The organism is Variovorax paradoxus (assembly GCF_030815975.1).
GTDB classification, from domain to species: domain Bacteria; phylum Pseudomonadota; class Gammaproteobacteria; order Burkholderiales; family Burkholderiaceae_C; genus Variovorax; species Variovorax paradoxus_N.
The window spans coordinates 3485118-3508743 of the sequence record NZ_JAUSXL010000002.1 but is presented as its reverse complement, the minus strand read 5'-3'; the positions used below and the strand labels follow the sequence as shown (position 1 = coordinate 3508743).

Annotated in this window: 18 protein-coding genes and 4 pseudogenes; 4 read left to right on the top strand and 18 right to left on the bottom strand. The window is 65.2% G+C overall.

Annotated elements, in window-relative coordinates; genetic code table 11:
- Nucleotides 1-30: 30 nt before the first annotated feature.
- The 5 genes and pseudogenes from QFZ47_RS20195 to QFZ47_RS20175 form a co-directional block, all read right to left on the bottom strand.
- Nucleotides 31-852: pseudogene (locus tag QFZ47_RS20195) on the bottom strand (replication initiator protein A); the annotation flags it as partial.
- A 26-nt stretch (nt 853-878) separates the two neighbouring features.
- The gene (locus QFZ47_RS20190) at nt 879-1175 is read right to left on the bottom strand and encodes a helix-turn-helix transcriptional regulator (protein ID WP_307657312.1); all 297 of its coding nucleotides are present in this window, start codon (nt 1173-1175) and stop codon (nt 879-881) included.
- Nucleotides 1176-1267: 92 nt separating this feature from the next.
- A complete protein-coding gene (locus QFZ47_RS20185) occupies nt 1268-1708 on the bottom strand; it encodes a DUF2285 domain-containing protein (protein ID WP_307657311.1) in 441 nt (146 codons plus the stop codon).
- 112 nt (nt 1709-1820) lie between these two features.
- Complete coding sequence (locus QFZ47_RS20180) at nt 1821-2060, bottom strand: transcriptional regulator domain-containing protein (RefSeq protein ID WP_307657310.1); 240 nt, start codon at nt 2058-2060, stop codon at nt 1821-1823.
- A 126-nt stretch (nt 2061-2186) separates the two neighbouring features.
- Entirely contained in the window at nt 2187-2528 is a 342-nt protein-coding gene (locus QFZ47_RS20175; protein WP_307657309.1) for a DUF2958 domain-containing protein, read from the bottom strand.
- Nucleotides 2529-2761: 233 nt separating this feature from the next.
- On the opposite strand from QFZ47_RS20175, the gene QFZ47_RS20170 reads away from it, so the two are divergent.
- Nucleotides 2762-3052 (top strand): helix-turn-helix domain-containing protein, encoded by a 291-nt coding sequence (locus QFZ47_RS20170; protein ID WP_307657308.1) that lies wholly within the window; start codon nt 2762-2764, stop codon nt 3050-3052.
- A 30-nt stretch (nt 3053-3082) separates the two neighbouring features.
- Here QFZ47_RS20170 and QFZ47_RS20165 read toward each other — a convergent pair.
- Nucleotides 3083-3346 (bottom strand): annotated as a pseudogene (locus tag QFZ47_RS20165) (DUF2958 domain-containing protein); the annotation flags it as partial.
- Nucleotides 3347-3392: 46 nt separating this feature from the next.
- Nucleotides 3393-3734 (bottom strand): DUF2958 domain-containing protein, encoded by a 342-nt coding sequence (locus tag QFZ47_RS20160; RefSeq protein WP_307657307.1) that lies wholly within the window; start codon nt 3732-3734, stop codon nt 3393-3395.
- 142 nt (nt 3735-3876) lie between these two features.
- Between QFZ47_RS20160 and QFZ47_RS20155 the strand changes: the two are divergent.
- Nucleotides 3877-4183: pseudogene (locus tag QFZ47_RS20155) on the top strand (helix-turn-helix domain-containing protein).
- Nucleotides 4184-4207: 24 nt separating this feature from the next.
- Here the strand turns inward: QFZ47_RS20155 and QFZ47_RS20150 are convergent.
- The 5 genes from QFZ47_RS20150 to QFZ47_RS20130 all read right to left on the bottom strand — a co-directional run bounded on the left by QFZ47_RS20150 (nt 4208) and on the right by QFZ47_RS20130 (nt 9738).
- Nucleotides 4208-4555: a DUF2958 domain-containing protein gene (locus QFZ47_RS20150; protein WP_307657306.1), complete on the bottom strand. Its 348-nt coding sequence runs from the start codon at nt 4553-4555 to the stop codon at nt 4208-4210.
- 624 nt (nt 4556-5179) lie between these two features.
- Nucleotides 5180-5488 carry a DUF736 domain-containing protein gene (locus tag QFZ47_RS20145; protein WP_012747205.1) on the bottom strand — a complete coding sequence of 103 codons (309 nt, stop codon included), beginning with the start codon at nt 5486-5488 and terminating at the stop codon, nt 5180-5182.
- A gap of 498 nt (nt 5489-5986) precedes the next feature.
- Nucleotides 5987-6448, bottom strand: coding sequence for a thioesterase family protein (locus tag QFZ47_RS20140; protein ID WP_307657305.1), 462 nt, complete (start codon nt 6446-6448; stop codon nt 5987-5989).
- A gap of 290 nt (nt 6449-6738) precedes the next feature.
- Nucleotides 6739-8781, bottom strand: a complete 2043-nt coding sequence (locus tag QFZ47_RS20135; protein WP_307657304.1) for a ParB/RepB/Spo0J family partition protein — start codon at nt 8779-8781, stop codon at nt 6739-6741.
- 426 nt (nt 8782-9207) lie between these two features.
- On the bottom strand, nt 9208-9738 hold the full coding sequence (locus QFZ47_RS20130) for a JAB domain-containing protein (protein ID WP_307657303.1): 531 nt from the start codon (nt 9736-9738) through the stop codon (nt 9208-9210).
- A gap of 289 nt (nt 9739-10027) precedes the next feature.
- Here QFZ47_RS20130 and QFZ47_RS20125 point away from each other — a divergent pair, with 289 nt between their 5' ends.
- Complete coding sequence (locus QFZ47_RS20125) at nt 10028-10207, top strand: hypothetical protein (RefSeq protein ID WP_307657302.1); 180 nt, start codon at nt 10028-10030, stop codon at nt 10205-10207.
- Between the two features lie 52 nt (nt 10208-10259).
- On the opposite strand, the gene QFZ47_RS20120 is transcribed toward QFZ47_RS20125, so the two are convergent.
- From QFZ47_RS20120 to imuA, 3 genes are read right to left on the bottom strand one after another with little or no spacing between them, the layout of a single operon-like run.
- Nucleotides 10260-13382 carry an error-prone DNA polymerase gene (locus QFZ47_RS20120; protein ID WP_307657301.1) on the bottom strand — a complete coding sequence of 1041 codons (3123 nt, stop codon included), beginning with the start codon at nt 13380-13382 and terminating at the stop codon, nt 10260-10262.
- A gap of 10 nt (nt 13383-13392) precedes the next feature.
- Complete coding sequence (locus QFZ47_RS20115; protein ID WP_307657300.1) at nt 13393-14739, bottom strand: Y-family DNA polymerase; 1347 nt, start codon at nt 14737-14739, stop codon at nt 13393-13395.
- The gene (imuA, locus tag QFZ47_RS20110) at nt 14681-15523 is read right to left on the bottom strand and encodes a translesion DNA synthesis-associated protein ImuA (RefSeq protein ID WP_307657299.1); all 843 of its coding nucleotides are present in this window, start codon (nt 15521-15523) and stop codon (nt 14681-14683) included. Before imuA ends, QFZ47_RS20115 begins: the two co-directional genes overlap by 59 nt.
- A gap of 167 nt (nt 15524-15690) precedes the next feature.
- Between imuA and QFZ47_RS20105 the strand changes: the two genes are divergently transcribed.
- The gene (locus tag QFZ47_RS20105) at nt 15691-16614 is read left to right on the top strand and encodes an SOS response-associated peptidase family protein (protein ID WP_307658977.1); all 924 of its coding nucleotides are present in this window, start codon (nt 15691-15693) and stop codon (nt 16612-16614) included.
- Between the two features lie 395 nt (nt 16615-17009).
- On the opposite strand, the pseudogene QFZ47_RS20100 reads toward QFZ47_RS20105, so the two are convergent.
- The 3 genes and pseudogenes from QFZ47_RS20100 to QFZ47_RS20090 all read right to left on the bottom strand — a co-directional run.
- Nucleotides 17010-17105, bottom strand: a pseudogene (locus tag QFZ47_RS20100) (integrase); the annotation flags it as partial.
- Nucleotides 17106-17281: 176 nt separating this feature from the next.
- Nucleotides 17282-21073, bottom strand: a complete 3792-nt coding sequence (gene dsr1, locus QFZ47_RS20095) for an anti-phage defense-associated sirtuin Dsr1 (RefSeq protein ID WP_307657298.1) — start codon at nt 21071-21073, stop codon at nt 17282-17284.
- Nucleotides 21074-21563: 490 nt separating this feature from the next.
- Nucleotides 21564-23624 (bottom strand): GAP1-N1 domain-containing protein, encoded by a 2061-nt coding sequence (locus QFZ47_RS20090; RefSeq protein ID WP_307657297.1) that lies wholly within the window; start codon nt 23622-23624, stop codon nt 21564-21566.
- Nucleotides 23625-23626 lie beyond the last annotated feature (2 nt).

The window sequence follows — 23626 nt, the reverse complement described above, 5'->3', positions numbered from 1 at the left end:
GGATAAGTCGCTTTGAAACGGTTCGTCCGCCATCGGTCGGAAAGCCAACCACTCCATGCCACCACAGCGCTCGATCGACAGCCGATAGCCCGGCAGCGCCTGGCGCCTCACCAGTTGGCGCACTTGCAGCGCGAAGTCGGAGCGGCGCTGCAGGCTTCCGGACTTCAGATGCAGGTGGCGCATCTCGAAGCGCCAGCCCGCAGGCTGGCGCCCGCCGTGCTTGCGCACCAGCCGGTACAGCCAGCGCTCGATGCCCCCGGAAAGCCGGAAGTACGTGGGATCGAGCGTGAGGACCAGGGTCTCGTCCATCACGCCCGAGAAGAACCAGTCGGCGAGGATCAGCTCGATGCCATCCGACCGCCCATCGGGCCGGATGTACTCCTTCCACTCGTTGATCCACGAGAAGCGATGCGCGCGCACCGCGCCGTCCGGGCGCTCGCGCTGGCGCAGCGTGGTGGCGACGGTGGTGGACTGCAGCCGGTCGAGTGCAGCGCGCAGCGCCAGGTAGTCGCTGCGGCCGGTCCCGCGCTGCGTGAAGCGCAAGATCTCGTAGGGCGTGACCACCATCAGGCGCGAAGGCGCGATGCCTTCCTTCCTGGCCTGGACGATCTGGCTCGCGGCCCAGATCAGCACATCGGCATCCCAGATCGTGGCAATGCCGTGCTCCGGTACCCCCTCGACGGTGAGCGACACGCCGCCAGCCTCGAAGCGGATCGGCACGATGCGCGGCGACTTGGCGAGCGAGAAGAAGGGATAGGTCATCAGGTCCTGCGCATCGCGCAGCGCCATGTCAGCGCCCGGCAGCGCGCGGAACAGCGACAGCTGTTCGCGTTCGCTCGGACGCTTCGACATGGTGGTGCCCCTGGCTTGCGCGCCGGTCAACGGACGGAGTCGCGCTGCACGTAGCCGGGATCGGAAGTCATTTCATAGGCCCGGCTGTTCGCCCAGGCTCGCAGATCGTCGACCGCGTAGACCACACGCGCGCCGAACTTCCGGAAGCGCGGCCCCCCGCCCAGCACGCGGTGCTTTTCGAGCGTGCGCGGCGACAGGCGCAGGAAGGCGCCGGCCTCGTCGGTGGTGAGGAACTCCGGGTTGGCCGGTGCGGCGGGCACCGCAAGGGGCCGCGGCGCAGCCGCCGCAGCGCGGGCGGGAAACAAGGAACTGGCACTTGCCATGAGGGCCTCCATCGTTGTCGCGGGGCCGCGAACCATTCGCAGCCCAGTGGAGGCAGTCTCGGAAGCAACGGTCTTTCTGCGTAGGGAGATATTCAGCGCATCGGTTCGTCTCCGGGGGCATCGGCTGCACTTCGCTGTATGCCCGCGAGGCTCAGATAGCCACCGCTCATGTACGCCTCGGCGCGCCGCAGCAGGTGCCGGACTGCGGCGCGCAGTTCGCCATCGGCATGCCAGCGCACCACGGCCTCGAGACCGAACAGGGCTTGGGCGATGTCGCGCTGCGACGCGCCGGCTTGCGCGCCGTCGAGCGCCTGCAGGGCGCGAAGATGCAGCAGCGCAGCACGGGTGACAGTCCGCGTGAAATTCTCGACCGGCGCATGGCCCTGAAGAGCCTGTGCCTGCGCGTTGAACACATCCAACTGGCCGCGCAGGCCAGGGCCGAGTGGGACGACGCAGGTGAAGGCCGCGCCATCGCAGAGGTCGTCGGCCAGTGACATGCGCAGCCGCTGCGCGGACACCTCGGTCAGCAGCATCAGACCAGTGCCATCGAGCGCCAGGCGCTTGCGGCCGGGCACACGCCAGAGATCGAAGGTCGGTCGGGTCGGCGCACCGTGCGCGCGCGAAGCACGCACGTGCAGCAACTCGTCAGCCGCCGCGACCCAGAACGGCCGCGCTTCGCGCGCATCGAGACGGGGGTCTTCGGCGCTGTCGCAATCCCCAGCGCTCGAGCGATGCGGCGCGCCGCGCCCAGTCCGCCTGGTACTGCGGATGGCGGCGCAGGTACTCCCACGCGAGCGCGGGGCTGTCGAGATCGAGCGTGTAGAGGTAGGCCGCCGACGCGCGCCAGGGCGCGCTCGGCAGGCCTTCGGCCTTGCGGTCGGTCATGGCAGAACTCACTTCTTCTTGCTTGCGCGAAGACTGCCACGGGCACGGCCGGCATGGCTGGCTTTTGCAGCGATGCGCTGTCGCTCGAGCGGCGACGATCCCGTGCGCCCCGCCCGTCAAGGAAGTTCAGTCGTTGATCGATGCGTCGCACTGCGCGTCGGCCGCGTAGCCGGACAGCGGCTGCCGTGCCCTGAAATGCGGATCGGCGACGATGCGCAGTCCCTGGGGACCGCGCACGTGCTCGAGCGCCGACAGGCTCACGTGCCCGAGTTCGGGGAAGCCTGTGCCGGCATCTGTCAGCCCATAGGCGCGATCGCCATCGGCATCGAGCTCGGTGAGCAGCCAGCAGGCAGGGGCGTCCAAGGTGTACAGCTTGACGACGGGATAAGGATCGACGGCGCGGCCATGGGTGCGGGCTGCGCCGTTGGCCAGCATCTCGGCGCGCTGTTGTTCGGTGAGGAATGCCATGGCTTCGAGAAGAGACCTTGGAATGCTAGGGCGCCGACGCGGATCTGTAAGTCAAATTGGTGACTTCATGCGACACAAAGCTTGCGAGATGCCTCGCTGTCGAATCGCATTCGGCAACGCCTTCCGCGCCGACGCAAAGACAATGCCTCGATGAGAATGCGTTTTGAACACTATAGATTGTAGCCCTATAGAGGTCGATAGGGTGTCATCGCCGTTCCCCGCCGAACGACCGAATGACCTCCACCACACACTCTTTCCCCGCGGCCCTCAAGGCTGTCCGGAAAGCCCGTGGCCTAAGTCAGGAAGCGTTTTCCGATGTGTCGAGTCGCACGTACCTGAGTTCGCTCGAGCGCGGCCTGAAGAGTCCGACCCTCAGCAAAGTGAGCGAGCTGTGCGAGGTCATGGACGTGCATCCACTCACACTGCTGACGCTCGCTTACGCCGGCAACGACAAGGCCAGAGACAAGCTCTTCGAGCGTGTACGGCGCGAGTTGGCAGAAATCCAAGGCTCGCAAGCAGAATGAAAGCGCGGCCGATTGGCCGCGCCTTTGGCGCTACGTCACGATGCGCCCGGCCAGCCGCGTTTCGCGCGCGTAGCCGCTCAGCGGCTTGTCGGCGATGAAATGGAGATCGCGCTCAATCGGCAGGCCCCACTTCTCGCCGAAGCCCTCCAGTTCCGTCAGGCTCACGTAGCCCAACTCGGGAAAGCCTTGCACGAGGTCGCAGAGGCCGAACGCGCGGTCATCATCCTCGCGATCGATCTCACACAGCAACCAGGTCGCACCTGCGTTGGGCGTGAACAGCTTGACCACCAGCGCCGTCGCGCGGCCGGCAACGATCCGGTACTCCCACCCGCCATGAGTTTCAGTCGTTGATCGATCCGTCGCGCTGCGCGTCGGCCGCATAACCGGACAGCGGCTGCCGCGCCCTGAAATGCGGATCGGCGATGATGCGCAGGCCCTGGGGACCGCGCACACGCTCGAGCGCCGACAGGCTCACGTGCCCGAGTTCGGGGAAGCCGGTGCCGGCATCGGTCAGCCCATAGGCGCGATCGCCATCGGCATCGAGTTCGGTGAGCAGCCAGCACGCTGCGGCGTCCAGCGTGTACAGCTTGACGACGGGATAGGGGTCGATGGCTTGGCCGCGGGCGCGCGCCGTACCGTTGGCCAGCATCTCGGCGCGCTGCTGCTCGGTGAGAAAAGTCATTGGACCCTCAAAAAGATGACGGGGTGCTAGTGCCACAAGGACAGGTGCAGAAGGATTTCTGCGCGCGGATAGACTCCGAAAACAACGATATGAGTTAAAGATAACGTGGTTTAAATTGTGCTGAAACGAGACGCTTCTGTCCATGCAGAAGCGAGCTATTCAGCGAGGACGCCCTACCGGTGCGACGACCTTCGAGGTCGCGCCGGCACTGGCGTTCGGCGCTGTGGTGCGCGCACTGAGAACCGAGGACGGCATCGCCCAGGAAATGCTGGCGCACCTCGCCGGCATCGAGCGCTCTCACATGGGCAAGATCGAGCGCGGCGAGCACATGCCCACGCTGGTTCTGGTGCTCAGGATCGCCCGGGGCGCTGGGCCGCAGCGCCGGCGAGCTGATGCTGGAAACGGAAGCCAGGCTTCAGAAGGAATGGCACCGGCCGCAGGAACGTTGATCCTGTGGCCGATGCCTGCGGCGCCTACGCCACGATCCTCCCGACGAACCGGGCTTCTCGTGCATAGCCGCTGATCGGCTTGTCGGCCATGAAGTACAGATCGCGCTCGATGGGCAGACCCCATCGTCCGCGCAAGCCCTCCAGCTCCGTCAGGCTCACATAGCCGAGCTCGGGAAAACCTTGCCCGAGGTCGCAGAGTCCAAACGCGATGTCTTGATCGTCCGGATCGATTTCGGTCAGCAACCACGTCGCACCTGCGTTGGGCGTGAACAGCTTGACCGCCGGCAGCGGGTCGAAGTGAGGGTTCTCGACCGATTTCCGGCCGTTGGCCAGCAGCAGCGCGCGTTGTTCGTCGGTAATGAGCTTCGTCATGGTCTTTCTCCTTGGAAGAATTCCGGGCGGAATTGCCCGAGACCGGAAGCAGCACGGCGCAGCGCAGCCGTCAGGGTTCGAGAGACGGCCGCCGGCCGCAAGCGCACGACGTGCGCGCAGACCTTGACGGCGAGAACGCCGTGAACGATGAAGGGAACAGCAAGCAAGCCCTCCCCTGCCTCGTGGCAAGCGAAGCGCGCAGGCCGGGAGCGCAGTGAAGGCCGCAGGCGTCAGGGATGGAAGCCCGAAGGGGGCGAGACGCCATCGGCGGCTCGATGCGCCGCACGACAGCCCGGCCCGGCATCGCCGGCAGACGCACGCATTTCTTCGACGCCGAACCGTATGCACGCCGATTCGCACAACCTGCGACCCGTCTTTGCACAAACCCACGGATTCGCAGAACCGCCTGCGCACATCCACAGCGACTCGTACATCCGTGGAACCGCAAAGCCGGAATGGCGACGATCCACAGATCAGGAAATCAGGAAGTACGGACTGACGCCAATCCGTACTTCCGCAATTCGGTACGGGCTCGCAGCAGTTAAACGGCCCGTGACAAGCGCGGGCCGTTGGTGAAACTCAGAAGTGAAGCGCCCCGCCGGCTGGCGGGGCGCCGGGCGACGCTCAGTCGCCCTTGCTTCGCGACCAGATCAGGTTGTGCGCGCCGTCGTCGCCTTCGACCAGGCGGGCGTAGATGGTCGCCGGGAACGACGGGTCATCGAGCGTCACCGACAGGTAGGGCCGGTCCGCCTTGCTGACCTTCTTCCAGGCCGCGCCGATCTCGTAGCCGGTGCCCGCCACGATGCGGTAGTCCGGGGCGTTCTCGCTTTCCTTGTCGCTGGGCGCGATCTTGACCTTGACGTTGAGCGTCAGGGTGCGCACCGTGCCGGTGAAGCCGTTGTTCTGTGCGGTGAAGGTGCCGATGTTGGCCATGATGAAGTCCTTTCGAAGTTGACCAGGTCCGCGCCCATCGCGGCCTTGGCGTGATCCGGACGGCGCGGGTCCGGGCGCGCCGCACCGAAGGCCGCAACGCGAGTGGAGGACCGTACGGCCCGAGAAATTTGCCTCGCGAGGAAGACCGCAGGTCGGGGAAATTTGTCGGGCGGGACGGTTGCGGCGAGGAAGCCCGAGGCGAAGCGCAACGAAGAGAAGCGCCGCCGTGCCCGCGCCAGGATTCACGACACATACAAGGCCGTGGGCGTGCACCTGATCCCGAAAGGATCCATGGTCCAAGCACCGGGACCGCAGCACCGGCGTTCCGGCATGGTCCCGGACGCCATCCAGGTCCAAGCCGGCTGACCGGGAAAGCGCCACCGGAACGTCGCGCAGCATCGAGGCAGCAGACGCGATCGGCATCGACGGCATGAAGGAAGTCAGCGAGCACGGCGAGAGACCTGTCCATGACGCTCGATGACCCGTCGTTCCCAACCGTCAGACCCGCTGCCCGCCGCGGGCGGCCTCCAGCGCACCGACCTTCGTGGCGATGCGCGACTCGATGCGGGCCCGCTCGGCCGCTACCAGCGTGACCGTCCCGTCGAGCACCGGCTCGTGGTCGTCGTGTGCCTGGATGCGGAAGGTCGCGCTGCGCTCGCCCAGCCCCTCGACCCATCCCCGCAGGCGCAGGCGTGTCTTCGGTGGAATGGGGCCGCGATGCTCGATATGCACGGTGCGGCCGACGACCACCTCCACCACCGGATCGACATGCCTCTGCATTTCGCGGATGCAGATGGATTCGACCACCGCGACCAGGTACCCGGTCGCCAGGCATTCGATCAGCGTCTGCGCGTAGTCGCCGCCATGCGGCAGTCGCGCGAACAATGACCGCGCGGTCTGGTCCTGCGGGACTGCGTAGGTTTCTTCGAAGCAGATTTCGCTGACGCCTTGGTGATTCATGAGGATGGGAGGATTGAAATCGTCGAGCTCTCCGGATTCGGGCGAGATGCGCACGCAACCGGATTGGAGTTGTCACGATGCTCACGCGACGCGCTGGCGCAGCCAACCCGTCGGAGCATGCCGGGACGTACCACGGCGCAGGCGATCCCGATGGCTCGAGGCACCCATGCCGCCCCGGCGTGCCCACCGCCCTCCTCTCGTCCGCAAACAAGAACGCGCGCGGCACACCTGCCGCGCGCGTTTTTTTGGCTTGCTATCCAAGGCCCCGGCCTCGGGCCGGAGCCTCATGCCTAGGCGGCTGCCAGTTCCTCGCGGTCCTCGGCCACCGCAGCGGCTTCGTCCGCCTCTGCCTGCGACTCTTCCGCTGCCTCGGTCCCCGACGATGCCGTCGTCTCCGGACTCGGCTCCGCCTCGGCCCTGAACATCACCGGCAGCCACCCGGTCCCGGCCGCGAGCCTTTCCGCCTCGCTCGCGATCTCGGCCTTCTTGAGCTTGGACAGCCGGGTCACGTGATCCGGCGCAAAGGCCAGCACCGCCTCCAGCGCCTTGGCCTTGGAGACATGCGCGAAGTAGCCTTCGGCGGTCGGCGTCCACCAGTCGCGCATGTCGAGGCTCACGGCCTCGGCCAACTCGGCAGCAGGCGCCTCGTCTTCGCGGGATGCCAGCACGCTGACCGTGGAAGCCACGCACACCGCCAGCAGCGACAGCAGCTCGCCCTGCGGCAAGGCCAGCAGTTCGGCAAAGAGGGCCTTGGGCTCTTTCGGCAGGCGCGCCGCCCATGCCTCGCGGACCTTGCCCATGCCCACCGCCGCAGGCGAATCCCCGATATCGGGTGCGTGCAGCGCGAGCCCATCCTGCGGCGTGGCGATGATATCGACGGGCGACCCGCCGGAACCGTAGCTGTCCAAGACCACGCGTAGCGCGAGCCGGTGCACCACCGCCACCAACGCCACCTGCGGATGCCGGGCGACCTCGGCCTGCAAGGCAGCCGTCCGGTGGGCGCTCAACCGCTTCGCCAGCTTCTCCGAGATACCGGGCTTGGCCGCCTCATCGGCATCGCCCTCGTGGCCGTCGCGCCCCCCACCCGCCGCGCGGGCTTCCTGCCGCTCCTGTGCCCGCAGCGCCTTGGCCTGTTCCTCGCGCAGCAGGCCACGGTGCACCACCACGCCGCCCATGTGATCCACGGACACCACGGCACCGGCCATTTCCACCGCACCGGGCGGGTAGCCTGTCAGGCTCTGCTCGATGGCTTCCAATTCGTTGCCGAGGCGATCCAGTTCCTCCTGCAGCGCGCGCACGCCATCCTCGCTCAGGTCCGCATCCTCGTCGTCGAGCCGGTCTTGCAGCTCGTTCTGTTTCCGTTCGAGCTTCGCGATGCGTTTGGCCTCGGTCCTGCTCGGGTTGCGGCGCGTGCGCCGCACCCGCTGGAACACGTGCAGTTCGGCAGCCGTCGCACGCGGCGCGGCCTCCGCCCACCCCCAGCCCTCCAGTTGGACCTGCTCGACGACAGCGGCGAGCTTGTGGCGCGCGAGTGTCTCCAGCAACCCGGGATCGGTGAGGTAGCACCCTTGCCGGTCGTCCGAGAACAGGTCGCGGCGCACGCCGCCCCCTGCGGCTTCGTAGGCCTCCAGCCCGACGAAGCGCGCCAGCGCATCGCGGCTGGCGTCGATCTCTTCATGGGTCAGATGCTCGCGCAGCGCCTCGGGGCTGCGCTGCCACGCCGGGCTGTCGTAGAACGCGGCCTCCTGCGCCGCGTGGTCGTCGGTGATGGCGAGCGCCATCAACTGTTCGAGGGTCACGGCCTCGGCCTCGTAGTCCGTCAGCAGGCGCGGCGAGACGTTGGCGAGCCGCAGACGCCGCTTGACCACCAGCGGCGTCACGCCGAAGTCCGCCGCGATGGCCTCGACCGAGCGGCCTTCGGCCACCAGGGCTTTCCATGCGCGCAGTTCGTCCACGGGCGCCATGGCCTCCCGCTGCACGTTCTCGGTGAGACTGGCCGTGCGCGCCACCGTGTCGGCCACCAGCAGGCAGGGCACCGGCCGATCCTCGGGGATGTGCCGCTTCTTCGCGAGCAGCTTCAACGCCGCGAGGCGCCGCCCGCCGGCGACGACCTCGAAGTCCCCGCCGTCGCCAAAAGGAATCACGGTGAGGTTCTGCAGCAGGCCCAGACGCCGGATGCTGGCCGCCAGCGCCGCAATCGACGTGCGCGCCTTGCGGCGCACGTTGCGCTTCGAGGGGCGCGAACGCAGCCGCGACAGCGGCACCAGCACGATGTTCTGCGCCGGTACGGCCGCTTCAAGGGTGGAATCTTCTGGCGTATCAACAGTCGTCATGATCGAACTCCTGTCCCATGTCGGGACGTTGGAAAACAAGAACTGGAAAAACAAAACCGGAACTGAATTCAGGGTGTGGGTCTGTGCATAGGCGCTCTCCTTGGGTGCTGGGCTCCACAGGGGCCGCGAAGCCCTTTCGCGGCCATGCAGGCCGGCTGGGGCCGGCGCGGGTGCGCCGTCAAGGGAGAACAGCGAAGGCGCTGGCGCGGCCCGCAGGCGAAGCCGAGGACACGGGTGCCGCAGCGGCCCTTGACGGGAGGAGCGCCCGCAGAGGCCAGGCAAGCCACAGACAGCGGCGCGCAGGTGGCGGGTACCGCCACCGGAGAATGAAAGAGAGAGGACATCGGCCGCACCGGCCGCCGGCCAGATGCACGCGCGCAGCGCGCATGCGAGTGAAAAAGCGAAAAGGGGCCGAAGCCCCCTCGCCTAGATCAGCCCATGCTCGGCCATGGAATAGACGGTGGACCCGCCGACGATCAGGTGATCCAGCACGCGGACGTCCACGAGCGAGAGCGCGGCCTTGAGAGTCTTCGTAAGCGCCTGATCGGCCGGCGACGGCTCGGCCAGGCCCGAGGGATGCCCATGCACCAGAAGCAGCGCAGCGCTGTTGCGCGCCAGCGCGTCCTTGACCACCTCACGCGGGTACACCGAGCTCTGTGCGACGGTGCCGCGGAACATCTCCACATAGTCCAGCACGCGGCATTGCGCATCCAGGTGCACGACGGCGAACACCTCGTGTTCCAAGGCCCCATGCCGCAGGCGCAGGAAGTCCCGCACCAGCGCTGGTGAAGTCAGCGCGTGGCAACCACGCACCCGCCGCGCCAGCAGCCGCTGGGCCGCGAGCAGCACTTCGTCGGCCTCGGCCGGACGGTATTCGCCCGCGGCGTCGCGAACGAGCAGAGGAACAGAGGCAGTGAACTCGAAGGAAGCGAGAGAGGAAAAGAGATCGTGCGACATGGTCGGCTCCGTGAATCGGGCGGGATTGCCCGAGACCGGCCGCGGCACGGCGCAGCGCAGCTGTCAGGGTTCGAAGACGGCCGCCAGGACGCCAGCGTGCAAGGCACGCGCAGACCTTGACGGCGAGAACGGCGCGCTACGGTGAAGGGAACAGCAAGCCAGCCCATCCACCCTCCTCTTCTGCCTTCTCACAGCGCCGCGCAGAGGCCCGGAAAGTCGGAGTCAAGGATGTGAGCGCGGACGCCATCGAAGGCTCCCGTCTGCTTAGGACGTCTTCTCTACGGTCATCATGTGCATGGTCGTCTTGATGTACACCTTTTCGGCGTGCGCGATCAATGTCGGCGCGCTCGGCTTGGGGGCTACCGCCTACCGCGAAGCCCGTTTTCAGCGCGTGGATGTCCGGGTGGGTTTCGGGCAGCAGCATCTTGAGTTGTCGGCAGGTCAGATGCGCACGACGATTTTCAGCTGAGGCTGAAGTGCATGTAATCGAAGGAAATCTTCTCGCCGCAACGATGGAATGTTTAACGAAAATCCCGGCTCACAGTCGCTGAAGCCAAACGCCCTAGCAGCGGCGTCAAGTCTTCCAAGCGCATAGCAATCAGGTTCTTCACCGCCCCCTCGCGCTGCCATGTGCCGTGCACGACCATGAGACGCGCACCGAGCAGTTCCTGCCGCTGCACGTCCCTGAGGCTCTTCCACACGATCACCTGCACCACGCCCGTCTCGTCTTCCAGCGTCAGGAAGATCGTGCCCTTCGCGGTCTCGGGCTGCTGGCGCAGGGTCACGATGCCGCAGTGGCTCACCTGTTCCCCGTTGTCGATCTCCTCGAGATCCCGCGCCGTCATCAGGCCGCGCCGCGCCAGGCGCTCGCGCAGCAGTGCGAGCGGATGCCTGCGCAAGGTCAGCCCGGTCGAGGCGTAGTCGAACACGATCTCCTCTCCCTCCGGCGCCGCGTCGAGCTCCAGCAAATCCTCATCGACCGGCGCGCCACGCAGCAATTCGGGTGCCGCGTGCAGCCCCGCCGCTTCCCAGACCTGCTGGCGCCGGTGACCCGAAAGGCTCATCAGCGCATCGGCCGCCGCCAGCAGCTTCATCTCGTGCAGTTCCAGCCGCGCACGCAGCGCCAGGTCCTCCGCGCTGTCGAACACCTGGTGCCCGCGGGCCTCGACGATGCGGTCGGCCGAGGCCGACTTGAGCCCCCCGATCATGCGCAGCCCGAGCCGCACGGCCGGCTCGTGCGCCAGGTCTTCCAGGGTGCAGTCCACGTCGCTGTACATCACGTCGACCGGCCGCACCTCGACACCATGGCGCCGCGCGTCCTGCACGAGCTGCGACGGCGAATAGAACCCCAGCGGCTGCGAGTTCAGCATCGCCGCCAGGAACTCCGCGGGGTGATGGCACTTGATCCAGCAGCTCGCGTAGACCAGCAGCGCGAACGACGCCGCATGGCTTTCCGGAAACCCGTATTCGCTGAACCCCTTGATCTGCTCGAAGATCGCCTTCGCGAAACCCTCCTCGTAGCCGCGGTCGGTCATGCCATTCACGATCTTCGCGTAGTAGTGCTCCAGCCCTCCCTTGCGCTTCCAGGCCGCCATCGAGCGCCGCAGGCCGTCGGCCTCCCCGGGCGTGAAGCCAGCGGCCAGGATGGCGATCTGCATCACCTGCTCCTGGAACACCGGCACGCCCAGGGTGCGGCCGAGCGCTTCCTTGAGGGCCTCGCTCGGGTAGACCACCGGCTCCTTGCCCTGGCGCCGGTTCAGGTATGGATGGACCATGCCGCCCTGGATCGGCCCCGGGCGCACGATGGCGACTTCGATGACCAGATCGTAGAAGCAGCGCGGCTTCAGCCGCGGCAGCATGCTCATCTGCGCACGGCTCTCGATCTGGAACACGCCGACCGTGTCGGCCTTGCAGATCATGTCGTAGGTGGCGCTGTCCTCGGCCGGAATGTCCTGCATCCCGAACACGCAGCCCCTGCGCACCCCGATCAAATCCAGCGCCTTGCGGATCGCCGTCAGCATGCCCAGCGCGAGGCAATCCACCTTGAGCAAACCAAGCGCATCGAGGTCGTCCTTGTCCCACTCGATTACCGTGCGGTCGGGCATCGAGGTGTTCTCGATCGGCACCATGCGGCACAGCGGCCCCTTGGTAAGCACGAAACCGCCCGTGTGCTGGCTCAGGTGCCGCGGGAAGCCGATCAGCTGCTCGGTCAGGTGCAGCAGCTGCTGCACCTGCAGTGATTCGGCCGAAAGACCCACCTCCTGCAGCCGCTCGGGCATCACCGCACGGCCGTCCCACCACTGGTGCCCCTTGGCGATCGCGTCCACCGTCTCCAGCGACATCCCCAGGGCCTTGCCCACGTCCCGGATCGCGCTCTTGGGCCGGTAGCTGATCACCACCCCGGTGATGGCGGCGCGGTCGCGCCCGTACTTGGCATAGAGGTACTGCAGCACCTCCTCGCGCCGCTCGTGCTCGAAGTCGATGTCGATGTCCGGCGGCTCGTTGCGCTCCTTCGAGATGAAGCGTTCGAACAGCACGCTCATGCGGCCCGGGTCGACCTCGGTGACCCCCGTGCAGTAGCAGACCACGCTGTTCGCGGCGCTGCCGCGGCCCTGGCAGAGGATGTGCCGGGATCGCGCGAACATCACGATGTCGGCCACCGTGAGGAAGTAGTGCTCGTACGTCAGCTCGGCGATGAGCGCGAGTTCGTGCTCGATCTGCCCCTGCACCTTGGCGGGAATGCCATCGGGCCAGCGGCGTCCGGCCCCCTCGTAGGTGAGGCGGCGCAGGTACCCGCCCGGCGTCTCGCCCGCGGGCACCACCTCGTCGGGGTACTGGTAGCGCAGCTCGTCGAGGCTGAAGCGGCAGCGCGCCGCCACCTGGAGCGTCTCGGCGAGCAGCTCGGGCGCATAGGTCTGCGCGAGCCGCAGCCGGGTGCGCAGATGCCGCTCCGCATTGGGCTGCAGTTCGAGCCCGCAGTCGGTCAGCGGCCTGCCCAGGCGGGTCGCGGTCATCACGTCCTGCAGCGGCTTGCGCGAGCGCACATGGAAGTGCACGTCGCCCGCGGCCACGAGCGGGATCTCGGTGGCGGCGCTGACCTCGCCCAGCCGGTGCAGCCACATCTCGTCGTCGAGCAGGCGCAGCTTCTCCACGGCGAACCAGCAGCGGCCGAGGAACTCGCGCAGCAGCCAGGTGCCGAGCCAGGCCAGCTGCGCCGGCGTCGCCATGCGCTGGGGCGAAGCCAGCACCACGCAGCCCGCGAGTTCGGCGCCGCGGATCTGCGCGAGCGGCAGCTTGTACGTTCCTTTCTCCGAGCTGCGGCGCAGCTTGGTGATGAAGGCCGAGAGATTGCCGTAACCCTCGAGATGGCATGCCAGCACGGTGAGCGTGAAAGGCCCGGCCTCCGGGTCCAGCTGTTCATCGGGCTCGACCAGGAACTGGCTGCCGATCAGCAGCTTGAGGTCATGGTCCTTGGCCGCCACGTGCGCACGCACCACCCCCGCCAGGCTGCACTCGTCGGTGAGAGCCAAGGCGGTGTAACCCAGCTGCTTCGCGCGCTCGACCAGTTCGTGCGGCTGGCTGGCGCCGCGCAGGAAGCTGAAATTGCTCACGCACCGCAGCTCGGCGTAGTCGGGCAGGTCCATGGAAGGTCTCTCAGGCGAAGGTGCCGTGCAGGAACCACGCGGTCTCGTCCTGCGCCAGGCGCATCTGGAAGATCCACAGCACGCCGGCATGCTCGCTCACGGCCACCCAGTAGTCGCGCGAGGCCTGCCGCGTGGTCTCCTGCCCGCCGGTGTTCCCATCGCCCTCGACGGTCGTGCGGTCCCACCACCCGCCCTCGACGCGGTGCGGACCCGCAAGCAACTGCAGGACCCCCTGGTAGATCGGGCGGTTGTGCTGGGTCGCGAGGCGCAAGGGCTTCGGCAGGATGAAGGTCGGCTGCGGCACGTCGACCGTGCGGCACGTCGCGCGCGGCGCTGGCTCGGGCGCCGGGCGCCAGCGGCACATCCATTCCAGGCGGTGGTCCTCGAGGATGACGGGGCGCAGCACGCGGTCGGGCCCGAGGCGCGCCGCGATGCGCTCGAGCACCAGCGCCAGGCTCTCGCCCGACTGCCGGGCCTCGGGCAGCATCGAGAGGCTCTTCTCCTCGAGCGACTGCACCTCGGTCGCCAGCAGCGCCAGGTCGCCCACGGGCGCCAGCAGCTCGATCTTGCCCAGGTGCTCGGCCAGCAGCCGCATCAGGTGTTCGGTGTCGCGCGTGGCCTGGGCGGTGCGGACGGTGAGTTCGCCGCCGTCGCCGGCGGTCTTGCTGCGCATCGCGTCATGGCACCAGCGCAGGGTGAACGCGGTCACCCCGGATCGCCTTGCCATGAGCCAGCCGGCCATCTGCAGCATCAGCCGGCGTGCGCCGAACAGCAGGGCGGGCGCATGCTCGACCCTCGCCATCAGCTCGAGCTTGGCGTGGAAGGTCTCCGACAACTGGGCCCAGGGGTAGGTCTCCGGCCTCAGCCCGTAGGCTTGGTCGAGGGTCGCGAGCAGCTGGGCGTCGAAGCGGCGGCTCAGCCCGCCGCGTGGCAAGGCGCGCACCTGGCCCAAGGTCCGGCACCCGAGGCGAGCAAGGGTCGCCTGGTGGGCGGCGACCTGCGTCAGGGTTTCGATCGGCAGCGCATCGAGCAGCTGGGCGAGCGGCTTCGAAAAACCGTTCGACAGCCCAGCCCTCGCCACCGCGAGCGCGGCCAGGCTCGTCGGCGCCCAGCTCAGCTGCCGCACGCCAAGGTCGGGGCATTCCTCGCGCACGCGCTCGACCAGGCGGCGCTTGCCACCGAACAGGCGCAGGCTCTGTTCGAGTTCCATGACGACCGCGGGGCACTCCAGCAGCGCTTCGAGGACCGCGACGCGGGGCGTGAACTGCAGGCACCACGTCGCGAGGCCGTCGAGCGCCTCAGTGCGCGGCTGCGGGTCGGCCGGCAGGCTGTCGGGAAGAAGGGCTGCCCACAGCATGGGAAAGCTCCCGGGATTGGCGCGCCGCAATCAGGCGGCTCGGATGGCGAAGACGCGGCGTCAGGATGGCTTCGAGGCCGCCGGGCACCGAAGGGAGCGTCAGTTCCCCCTCGTGCGGCGGCCCCTTGCGCTTGAGCAGATGGATGCGCAGCTCCCAGTCGACGCCGAAGCGTGCCTGCAGCCGCAGCGGCGCGGCCGAGGCCTCGTGCTCGGCGGCGGCCGGCCGGCACAGGATGACGGGGCCGTCGCAGCTTTGGGCGCAGACCTGCAGGCGGCGGATCTGCTCCTGGCGGGCTTGCGGCAGCCAGCTGACCAGCATGCCGGCCGCGTTGGCCTTGATGAGCTGCTCGGTCGCCCAGAGGCGCTCGACCGGCTTGTCGGCGGCAATCCAGACCAGGTGGCGCTCGTCCAGGCCGAGGTGGTGCAGGCCCGGCAGATGGGGCGCCTTCGGCGGCCCGATGACCACGATCTGCCTGCCTTGCGCGACCAGCGTGCGCATGGCCGGCGCGAGCAGCCGCCATTCGAGCACCGAGGGCTGGACCTGCAGCACCTCCGTCAGGGACTGGCAGGGCCAGCCGCCGCCCGGCAGTTCGGCATCGAGGCGTTCAAACCCGGTGCCTACGGCCGAGGTGACCGGCGTGCCGAGCGCATCGCCGCGCCAGATGGCTGATTCGATGGCGTGCGGCAGCGCGAGCGGCGGACGCCGCGGCTGCGCCGACGGGACGGAAATCTGCGGGGCCGAGGACGCTTCATCGCCATCGGCCCAAGACAGGGGGATGGCCACGAGGACTCCAATAACTGTATGGACATACAGTATCATTCCGCTCAGGGAAGTGAGCAAGAAGGTTTACAAATTTGCGCCTGGCGATGCCGCAAAGTGAAATGGGTCGCCGCGGCGGTCCTGATGAAACCCTGCCCACCACGGCTGAAATCGTCGCCACAATGGGACGCATGTGCTATTCAGCCCAGATCCGTGCGGACTACAAGCGGTTCTTTCGCCTGTTCGGCGGTGTCCTGTCGCTGCGGGCATTTGCCAAGCTGTACTACGAGCGCCAGAGCAACCCGAGGATCAAGATTCCGAAGGCCATGGATGCCGCCTTCATGAACCCGGAGTCCGACGAGGAGCGGGAGATCAAGGGCCTAATCGATGCCTTCAACGCCGAGCAGGCCACCAAGCTCGAACAGGAGCTCTTCGTGCAGCGCAAGCGTCTGGCCGACGCCGAGCGCAAGCTCCAGGTCAAGACGACGAAGAAGGCGACGGAGGACGTTCGGATCGCCACGGCCAAGGTCGAATGGGGACTGGGCAAGCTGGCCGATCTCAGGCGGACCGAGCCCGACCCGCGAGACGCAAGGATCTTTCCGGGGGTGTACGCGCCGGTGATGATCTGGGAGGAGGGCCAGCGGGTGGTCAAGCCGATGCGCTACCAATGCCGGCCCGCCGGCAAGCCCGCGAAATACGACATCCTCTATCCGGGCACCTACAACGCCAGGCGCGACAACCTGGAGGGTTTCTGGAAGGACCTGTTTGGCTTGTCGCACGGGATCATGGTTGTGAATGCCTTCTACGAGCACGTCAAGCGAGACGGCGAAGATGTGGTGCTTGAATTCAGGCCGCGGCCGCAGCAGGACATGCTGGTCGCATGTCTCTGGTCGGAGTGGTCAGGGCCGGGCGAGCCGGACCTGCTCTCGTTCGCGGCGATCACCGATGACCCGCCGGAGGAGATCGCCGCCGCCGGCCAGGACCGCTGCATCATCCCGATCAAGCCGGAGAACGTCGACGCCTGGCTGAAGCCGGATCTCGCGAACCTGAAGGCTTCGTATGCGATTCTCGAGAATTGCGAGCGGCCGTATTACGAGCACAGATGGGCGGCGTAGGCCTATGGCAACTGACGTTTGCCTATGGCAACTGACGAGACTGCTGATGCGATAACCAGTCCTTCGTGCTTCAAACTCGCGCCAGGCCGCTGGTCGACCGGAACCAGTCGTTCAGGAAGACTTGCCGCCGAGCTGTCACTAACGGTTGCTCTCCCGCGAAGGGAACTGACGTCCTGCGCCCGAAACTATTGTTCGAGGCGCCGAAGTCGACGCCTCATAGCTGCCGTTCGACTCCGACCATTGTCCAGAGAGCCGAGCTTGGCTCCTCAATTTGCGCCCACGCGGCTGACCCCTCCAGCCCTGATCGTGTCCTCCTCTGGCGCTCTTGATCAACGACAACCGGAGCGCCCGGGGCACTGCCCGCGCTTAGCCAACGCTGCTGTCACCGAAGATGCAGCCCAGATGTAATTGAGCTTGAAAGGCGCCTTCTGCCCAACGATCTTGCCCTTATTCCACGGCTCGTGATGATCGGTAGTTCCTGCCGTTCCCATGATGGTCTCCCATCGAGTTGAGAGCCTCACAGGATGCGCTGTCGAGTCGTCTGCCGATGCCCTTCGTCCAGCTAGGAAAGGCCGACATCGCGTGCTGATCGTCAGCCTAGGAGCGAGCGGGCTGAGTCACGCTGCAGCCACCAGCGGTCTTAAATATCCCACGCCGCTTCTTGCCGTCAGGTCCCAAATTTCCTTGCTATTTCGTCCAGCCTCATAAATCTGCGATCCCGAAGAAGATCCGGCGCTGCTTGACCGATGACCTCAAGGCACTGGCGCAATTTCGATGATAGCCACGATGGCTGGTCGCCCAAGATGGTAAATAGCAACCGCAGTGCGTCTTCTGGGAAACGGGCGGATAGCCCGGATTCCTGCAATCTATGAATCACGTAGTCGGGATGCTGAACCACGCGCAACCAGTTTCCAATCGCCGCCATCGCTGATGGAAATTCACCGCTTGCCGCGACACAAAGGCGAGCCAGCGATTCGGCGTTAGCGCCCGATGCCTGATCGTTGGATTTCGGCCAGATCTTTTCCCAAAACGGCAAGACCCGATTCTTCCAGTAGTCTTCGCGCTGGTCGCCTGCGCCTTCGAGCGCCCGCACCAAGGCTTGAGCTGATTTGCGCAGACCGTCAGCAGGAAGTGCGCGGATGGCAGTGGTCAGTTGCGCCATGGTGAAAGTGTCGCCGGGATCGAGCGCTGCGAACGTTAGGAACGTCGCGAACTGCTCATTGTGCTTGCCCAATTGCGCATAGTGATTCACCGTGTCGAGAAAGGCGGGCTTGATCGCTTCCATCAACGGGCGATACAGCCTTGGTGACCAAAGGAAGCCTGCCCACGCTGCCTGTGCTTCGGTCTCGGACTGATTCCAGTCAAGCAGTGGCAGAAGGTGCTGCTTCGACCAAGCCTTGTCCACCCTGAACAACGAGAGGGCATGGGCCGACAGCAATACCCGCCCGTGCTTGAACTTGGCGACCTGCGTATCGCAAAGCTCCGTGAAGATGGGCTTGATGAGTTCTGGCAGCCCTTGTCCGTCGTTTAGTTCTTGGCGATACCACCAGTCCAGCAATGCCTGCGTCACATGGCCGACGGGATGATTGATGGCGCGGAAGACCGGATCGTCAGTATCGCCATCGTCCTCGAAATCCAAGCCCAAGATGCGCTGAGCAAGCGTCAGGAAGTGGTCTTCATGGCCGTTGAAGGTTTTCGCCACAGCTCGTAGCCACAAACTGACGCCATGGGACAGGGCTTGCACCAAGTCATCAGGGGCATCGACGATAGCTGGAGCCATGAATCGCCATGAACGGTCACGCATCGCTTCTTCTGCCCAGGCTTGCAGCGCATCGCGCCAGCGTTCGACCGGCCAATTGTTCTGCTGCGCGAGCTTGCATAACGCGTAGGCCGTTGCCTGAAACATCTCCGAACACAGCTTGCGCCAGTCATCCTGCTGCGAGTCTTCCAAAGCGGGATGCACTAACAGATAGTTCAGAACACCACGCCGTGTGCGCGGAATAGGAGTAAATGGCTTCCACGGATCGCGGTCACCGACCCAACCGCCTCCCATCCAGATGGGAAATTCGTCACTCTCATCCGTTGCAAGCTGCCACGGGTTCTGTGCTGAGAGGGCATGGAGCCGTGACTGTCCCGCTTCGCTGAGGGTTGCGCCTGCTTGGATCATTTTCGCAAGCCGCAGCCATACGCCGTGATCAACGATGTTGTTCCAAGCATCGGGCTCGATATTGTCGCGGTACAGATCGCGGGGCGGCCCGGACAGAATGGCCTGCTCCAGTTCGACCAGCATCGCTGCATCCAGTTGCGGTGCCAAAGAAACCAGCAGGCGCATGGTTTCGCGTCTGGTCTCCTCCGACCAGAGCCACCGCCGCTCATCCGCCAACAGCCAGTCGAGAGCTTGCCGAAGCGAAATGACACGCCCCTGTGCGGCGGCAAACAGCGCGAGGCGTCGAAATACCGGATACGCCACGTGCGCCCAAGTCTCGGCCACGATGCGCGCTCGTTCCGGCGACTTCGCGGCGGCGGCCAACCACGCATCGCGGGTCAGTTCGATCAACGCCGTCCAGTCGTGGAAGTCCTTGTTCTGTGAGTGATCTGAAATCGAAGGTTGATGGACATACGAATGATCGTTCTCGCTATCCACACCGCCAAGCTCACGCATCAAGTCGAGCGCGTCGCGCAGCAACGCGCTGAAGTCGCTCAGCAGTTCCGGCAGTGCCGCGGTCCACTGTTCATTCTTGGGCATGTCGCGCAGGCCGGAATGGACGTGATCCGATGCCAGCACAACTTCCCACTCCACAATGTTCTTGATGCGATCCTGCGCTTCGTCGTCATCGTCCGCGCCAGACCAGCGGAACGGCTCGCGCAATGACAGGCAAGGTGCCAAAGTTTCGCGAAGAGCCAAGCGCACGCTAGCGGTCAATCCATAGTGCTTGAATTGATCGCGCCAACGGTAGAGGCTTAGTTCACGCAGCCCGGATCTCATATGCCCGTTGAGCACCAAGCGCCAGAGCGTTCGCATCGCGGAACGGGGAATGGCATTGGGTGCATTCGCTCGAATGCGATCCAATTCGGTGGTGTTACCGCCGTTTGCGAGCTTGTCCAGTTCGTCGAGACGGCGTTCGATCAACCAGATCAATTGGTCGTGCAATTGACCACCGCGCTTGGTCAGCCAGATCAACAGCTTTGGGTCGTCGAGGTGACGGAGCAGCCAACGGGCAAGTTGGAACATCACCGCATCCCAGCCGCTGCTGCGATGCCCAGCGTCGACAATCCTCATCCACGGCGCGAGCGGGTATGGGCTGGGCCTGCTGATCAAGCTGTAGGCAAGCTTGTCGTTCACCGCAGTTTGGGGCAACACACTGAATCGTCCCAGGTCGGCATGGCGATAGAGTTCCTCACTCAGCGGCTCCAGCCAGTCCAGCGACGGTACGGGGTCGAGTTCCGCGAACCGCTTTGCGGGCAAGCCGCCCGGATCGCTCAACACCCACAACATCCGCCCGACGAAGTCGTCCTGCTTCGTGCTCGCCAATGGGAGGGCGATTGCGCATTCGACGACGATACGTTCCTTGCCGCGTACGCCGTCGCGGTAAGTGTTGGCCCAAGCGCGCAGGGTCTTGTGTAAATAGGTGTGATGCTGGTGCTCGCGATAGAGAATGGGAGTGACGTTCTTCGCCTTCCACTCGCTGGCGCGATCCACCTCCTTACCTTTGGAATAGCTGCCGAAAGCGAACATCTCCGGCGGAGACTCCCCAAGCAGACGGTCGGCGGCCAACGCATCCATCATGTAGCGCAACACCGGATCGTTGATGCTGTAGCCGACGAAGCAGACGGTGAAGTTGCGAAACAGTTCGCTCACGAAACGTGCGGCCCAGCGTTCTGTCAGGTAGGCCAGCCCGAAGTCTCCGCTGGAAACCACCAGCCGATCCAGATCGCCTACCGCTGCCGTAACAGGCAACAGCCCGTGTAGATACACCAGGCCGTCCCATCGGGTTTTCGGCACGGGGAGTAGAGGAGCCTTGAAGTCTGGAAACGACAGCGATTTCGCCGTCTTGACTTCCTCGAACAGACGGTCGAAGTTGGTGGTGATGAGTCGTGTGCGGCCCTCGCGGTTGTGCGCCAGCGTCAGCAGGGCTTCGTGTGTGGCCATCGCGTTCGGGGCCGTGAGGTTAGGCGTCAGGATGGTCGCCAGTTCGCTGCGCACTCTTCCTCGGCCACCGACGACATCCGCTTCCAACAGGCCGATGGCGGTGTCGAACTGCCCGGCCTTGATCGCGGACTGCTGCACCAGATTGGGCGTGAACGAAAGGGCTTGATAGAGCCTCTCCACCAGACCGGAAAAGCCGGGCAGCCGCGCGGGGTACGAAATACCCGCGCCACAGAAGAACACTACGCGCCCGTCTTCGTGAGCCTGCAAAAGCCGTTCGGGGATATCGGGGCCGTGACGAACAAATTGCATCTCAGATGACGTGTGCTAACAAGTTAACGGATCATGCCATCACCCGACGGAACTGGGAAAACTCACGACACCACAGCTTGCAGAACTGGCTCGCGCTATCTAGGAAGATAGCGCGGCATCGACGTTAGGAACGCAGGAAAGGCCAGAGCCCGCTTTGGGTCTGGACTGCGAGTTCGAACAGCCTCGAAGCAGTCGCTGGCGTAGCGCCAACTGCTCCTTGCAGGTCCTGCGACTGGATCACCTCGTACAGCGGCCGTTCGGTACCGTGCGAGGCGCCGGATCGAACGACTGCAAGGTGGCAGTCATCGTGATCTCGCCCGTCGGCAGTGGTCGACAGCAACCGCTGCGTAGCCGCCCTTCAGGTGTGCCCGCTCCAGACTGAGAGCGGTCATGCGCAGGCAAGCCGGCGAGTGACTGCTCTCACGGTGGAGCCGACGTCTATATAGGGGTATACAGCGCTAATTCGACGTTCCGCAGAGTACCGCCGCCACTATTTCCACCAACGTGAGTGCCGGTCGATGTAACTCACCAGGAGTGTGCAACGCGGAATCAACTGTGACTCAGAAGTTTCCTGTAGTTCTTCGGCAATCTTCTTCAGATAACGTTGACCACCCCAATGCTCCCAAGTTGCAGTCATCAGGGACAGGAACACTTGGTCGTCCGCTGTGATCCCGACATAGTCCTCGGCGCGTACTGCCGCCTCGACGCTTCTCTTCCCTACGGCAAGTCGCAAGCGCAAAGCAACATCCCAAGCATCGGCTGGTTTCACCCAAGGAAGAGAATCGCGAAATTGCTGCCACTTCGTGTCATTGAATGAGCCGGCTATCGCGGAGCAATGCATGGCGTCGAAGGTCAGACGCAGCAGAGGCCCTGCGCTTCGTGTACGGTAGCCAAGGCCTCGCCTGAATCCGTAGGCAACGATCTCGAGCGGTAGAGTCCCCTGACTCTGCAGGTCGGCCAGGGCCGTGAACCAGGGGTCGATTCCGTAGTCATTGGGAATTGCGTCCGGCGCAAGTTCATTCGAGATGGCACCGACTAGTTGCGCGCTCGGCGTCCTGACGTGGGCGAGGAAGCTGGCCGCACCACCAACATCGCGGCAAGCATGCTTTACCCACGTTAGAACCTGAGGTAACTCTTGCAAGGTTGTCATCAGCCGCTGAAGAGTCTCGAGCACAGCAAGTGCCCCGAAACAACGGGCGACTGACTCAATGGCGAGTTCATCGTGAAGCCCTAATACAGCTGACTCCAGCGTGATGCCTCCCTGGAGTTTGATCCCCGCATCTTCGATTTCAGAGGCGCGCGGCTGTGTTCGCCGCCAGAACTCCGGTGTCTCGGTCAGGTCGGGACGCACCTGAAGCAAGCGCCACAGCCATTCCGTCCCTGGAACCAGACTCTGGGCAAGTTCCGCAACGCTGATGTCTTGTGCAGCTTCCCGTATCGCAGCCTGCACGGTCGGGCGCTGGTCGAAAAGCAACTCCACCAGTCTTGGCGGCGAGCTCGTCCAAAGGCTGCGCGCAAGCCGGCTGGCGTGTTGAGCGAGTTCTTCGTCGCTCACAAGGTCTAGGTTGGTCACGACATACCCGAGCGCGTCCGGACTGAGTTCGTCCGAACGCGAGAGCACGGCGCTGACGACCATCACCTGCGCGACCTTGGAGGAGGACAGAGGTGCACTGGACTGAACCAATGCGATGGCTTCCTCAACTGCCGCAGGCTCACGCCGTGCGAGGACTGCTTGCAAGCTGCAAATCGACCGCATTGCTTCGCGCCCGCCAAGCACGTCGGTGCCCAGCAAGCGTAGGGCCTCTCGGAACCCGGTAGCGGAGGGACGGTCGGCGTACTCGACGAGTTGTACTAGCCATGGCTCAATAGAGATCGTGTTGGCTTCAATGCCGTCGGCTTGCTCTGGAAACCTCAGTCGGGGCAAAGACTCGGCACACAGCTGCAAGTCGAACAGCGAGCCCTCCTGTGAACGGTCGCGCGTCGTCAGGGTACAGAACCTGAACGACCGCCTCAGACGCGGCCACTGCAGGTCCCAGAGCCGAAGTACCATGTCGTCAACGAATCTGTCGCCGGCTCTTCTCGCCCACACCTGCTCGCGCGGATGTTCGTACAGTGCGGTGGCGAGCCGCTGGAACAGCGACACCTCATTGGGCGTGAGTGCGCGGGTGGCGGGAGCGGCTGCAGTGAGGTCCACACTGACGCCGTAGGTTCTCGACGTCTCGACCGATGGAACCCTGAACAATTGCTCGAGCTGTGACGGACTATCCAACAACGCTAGGTCGGCGAACTCGATAAACAGCGTGTGCGTCCAGACGCATCCAGGCCTCGGCATCTCTGGCGCCGGCCAGGTACGCGCCAGGGCATAGAGCCCGGACTCCTGTAGCGGGTAGCCCGTAAGGTAGGAGATGCCTTCTGCGGTCACGCCGGCTCCCGACGAATCGCTCATAACGAGGACATGGCGCGCGTCGTTGGGGGCCAATTTGGCGGAGCACGCGAACTGCCTATGGCCCTCGGAATAGCCGTGCAGAGCTTGATGGACGGTGGTGCCCACAA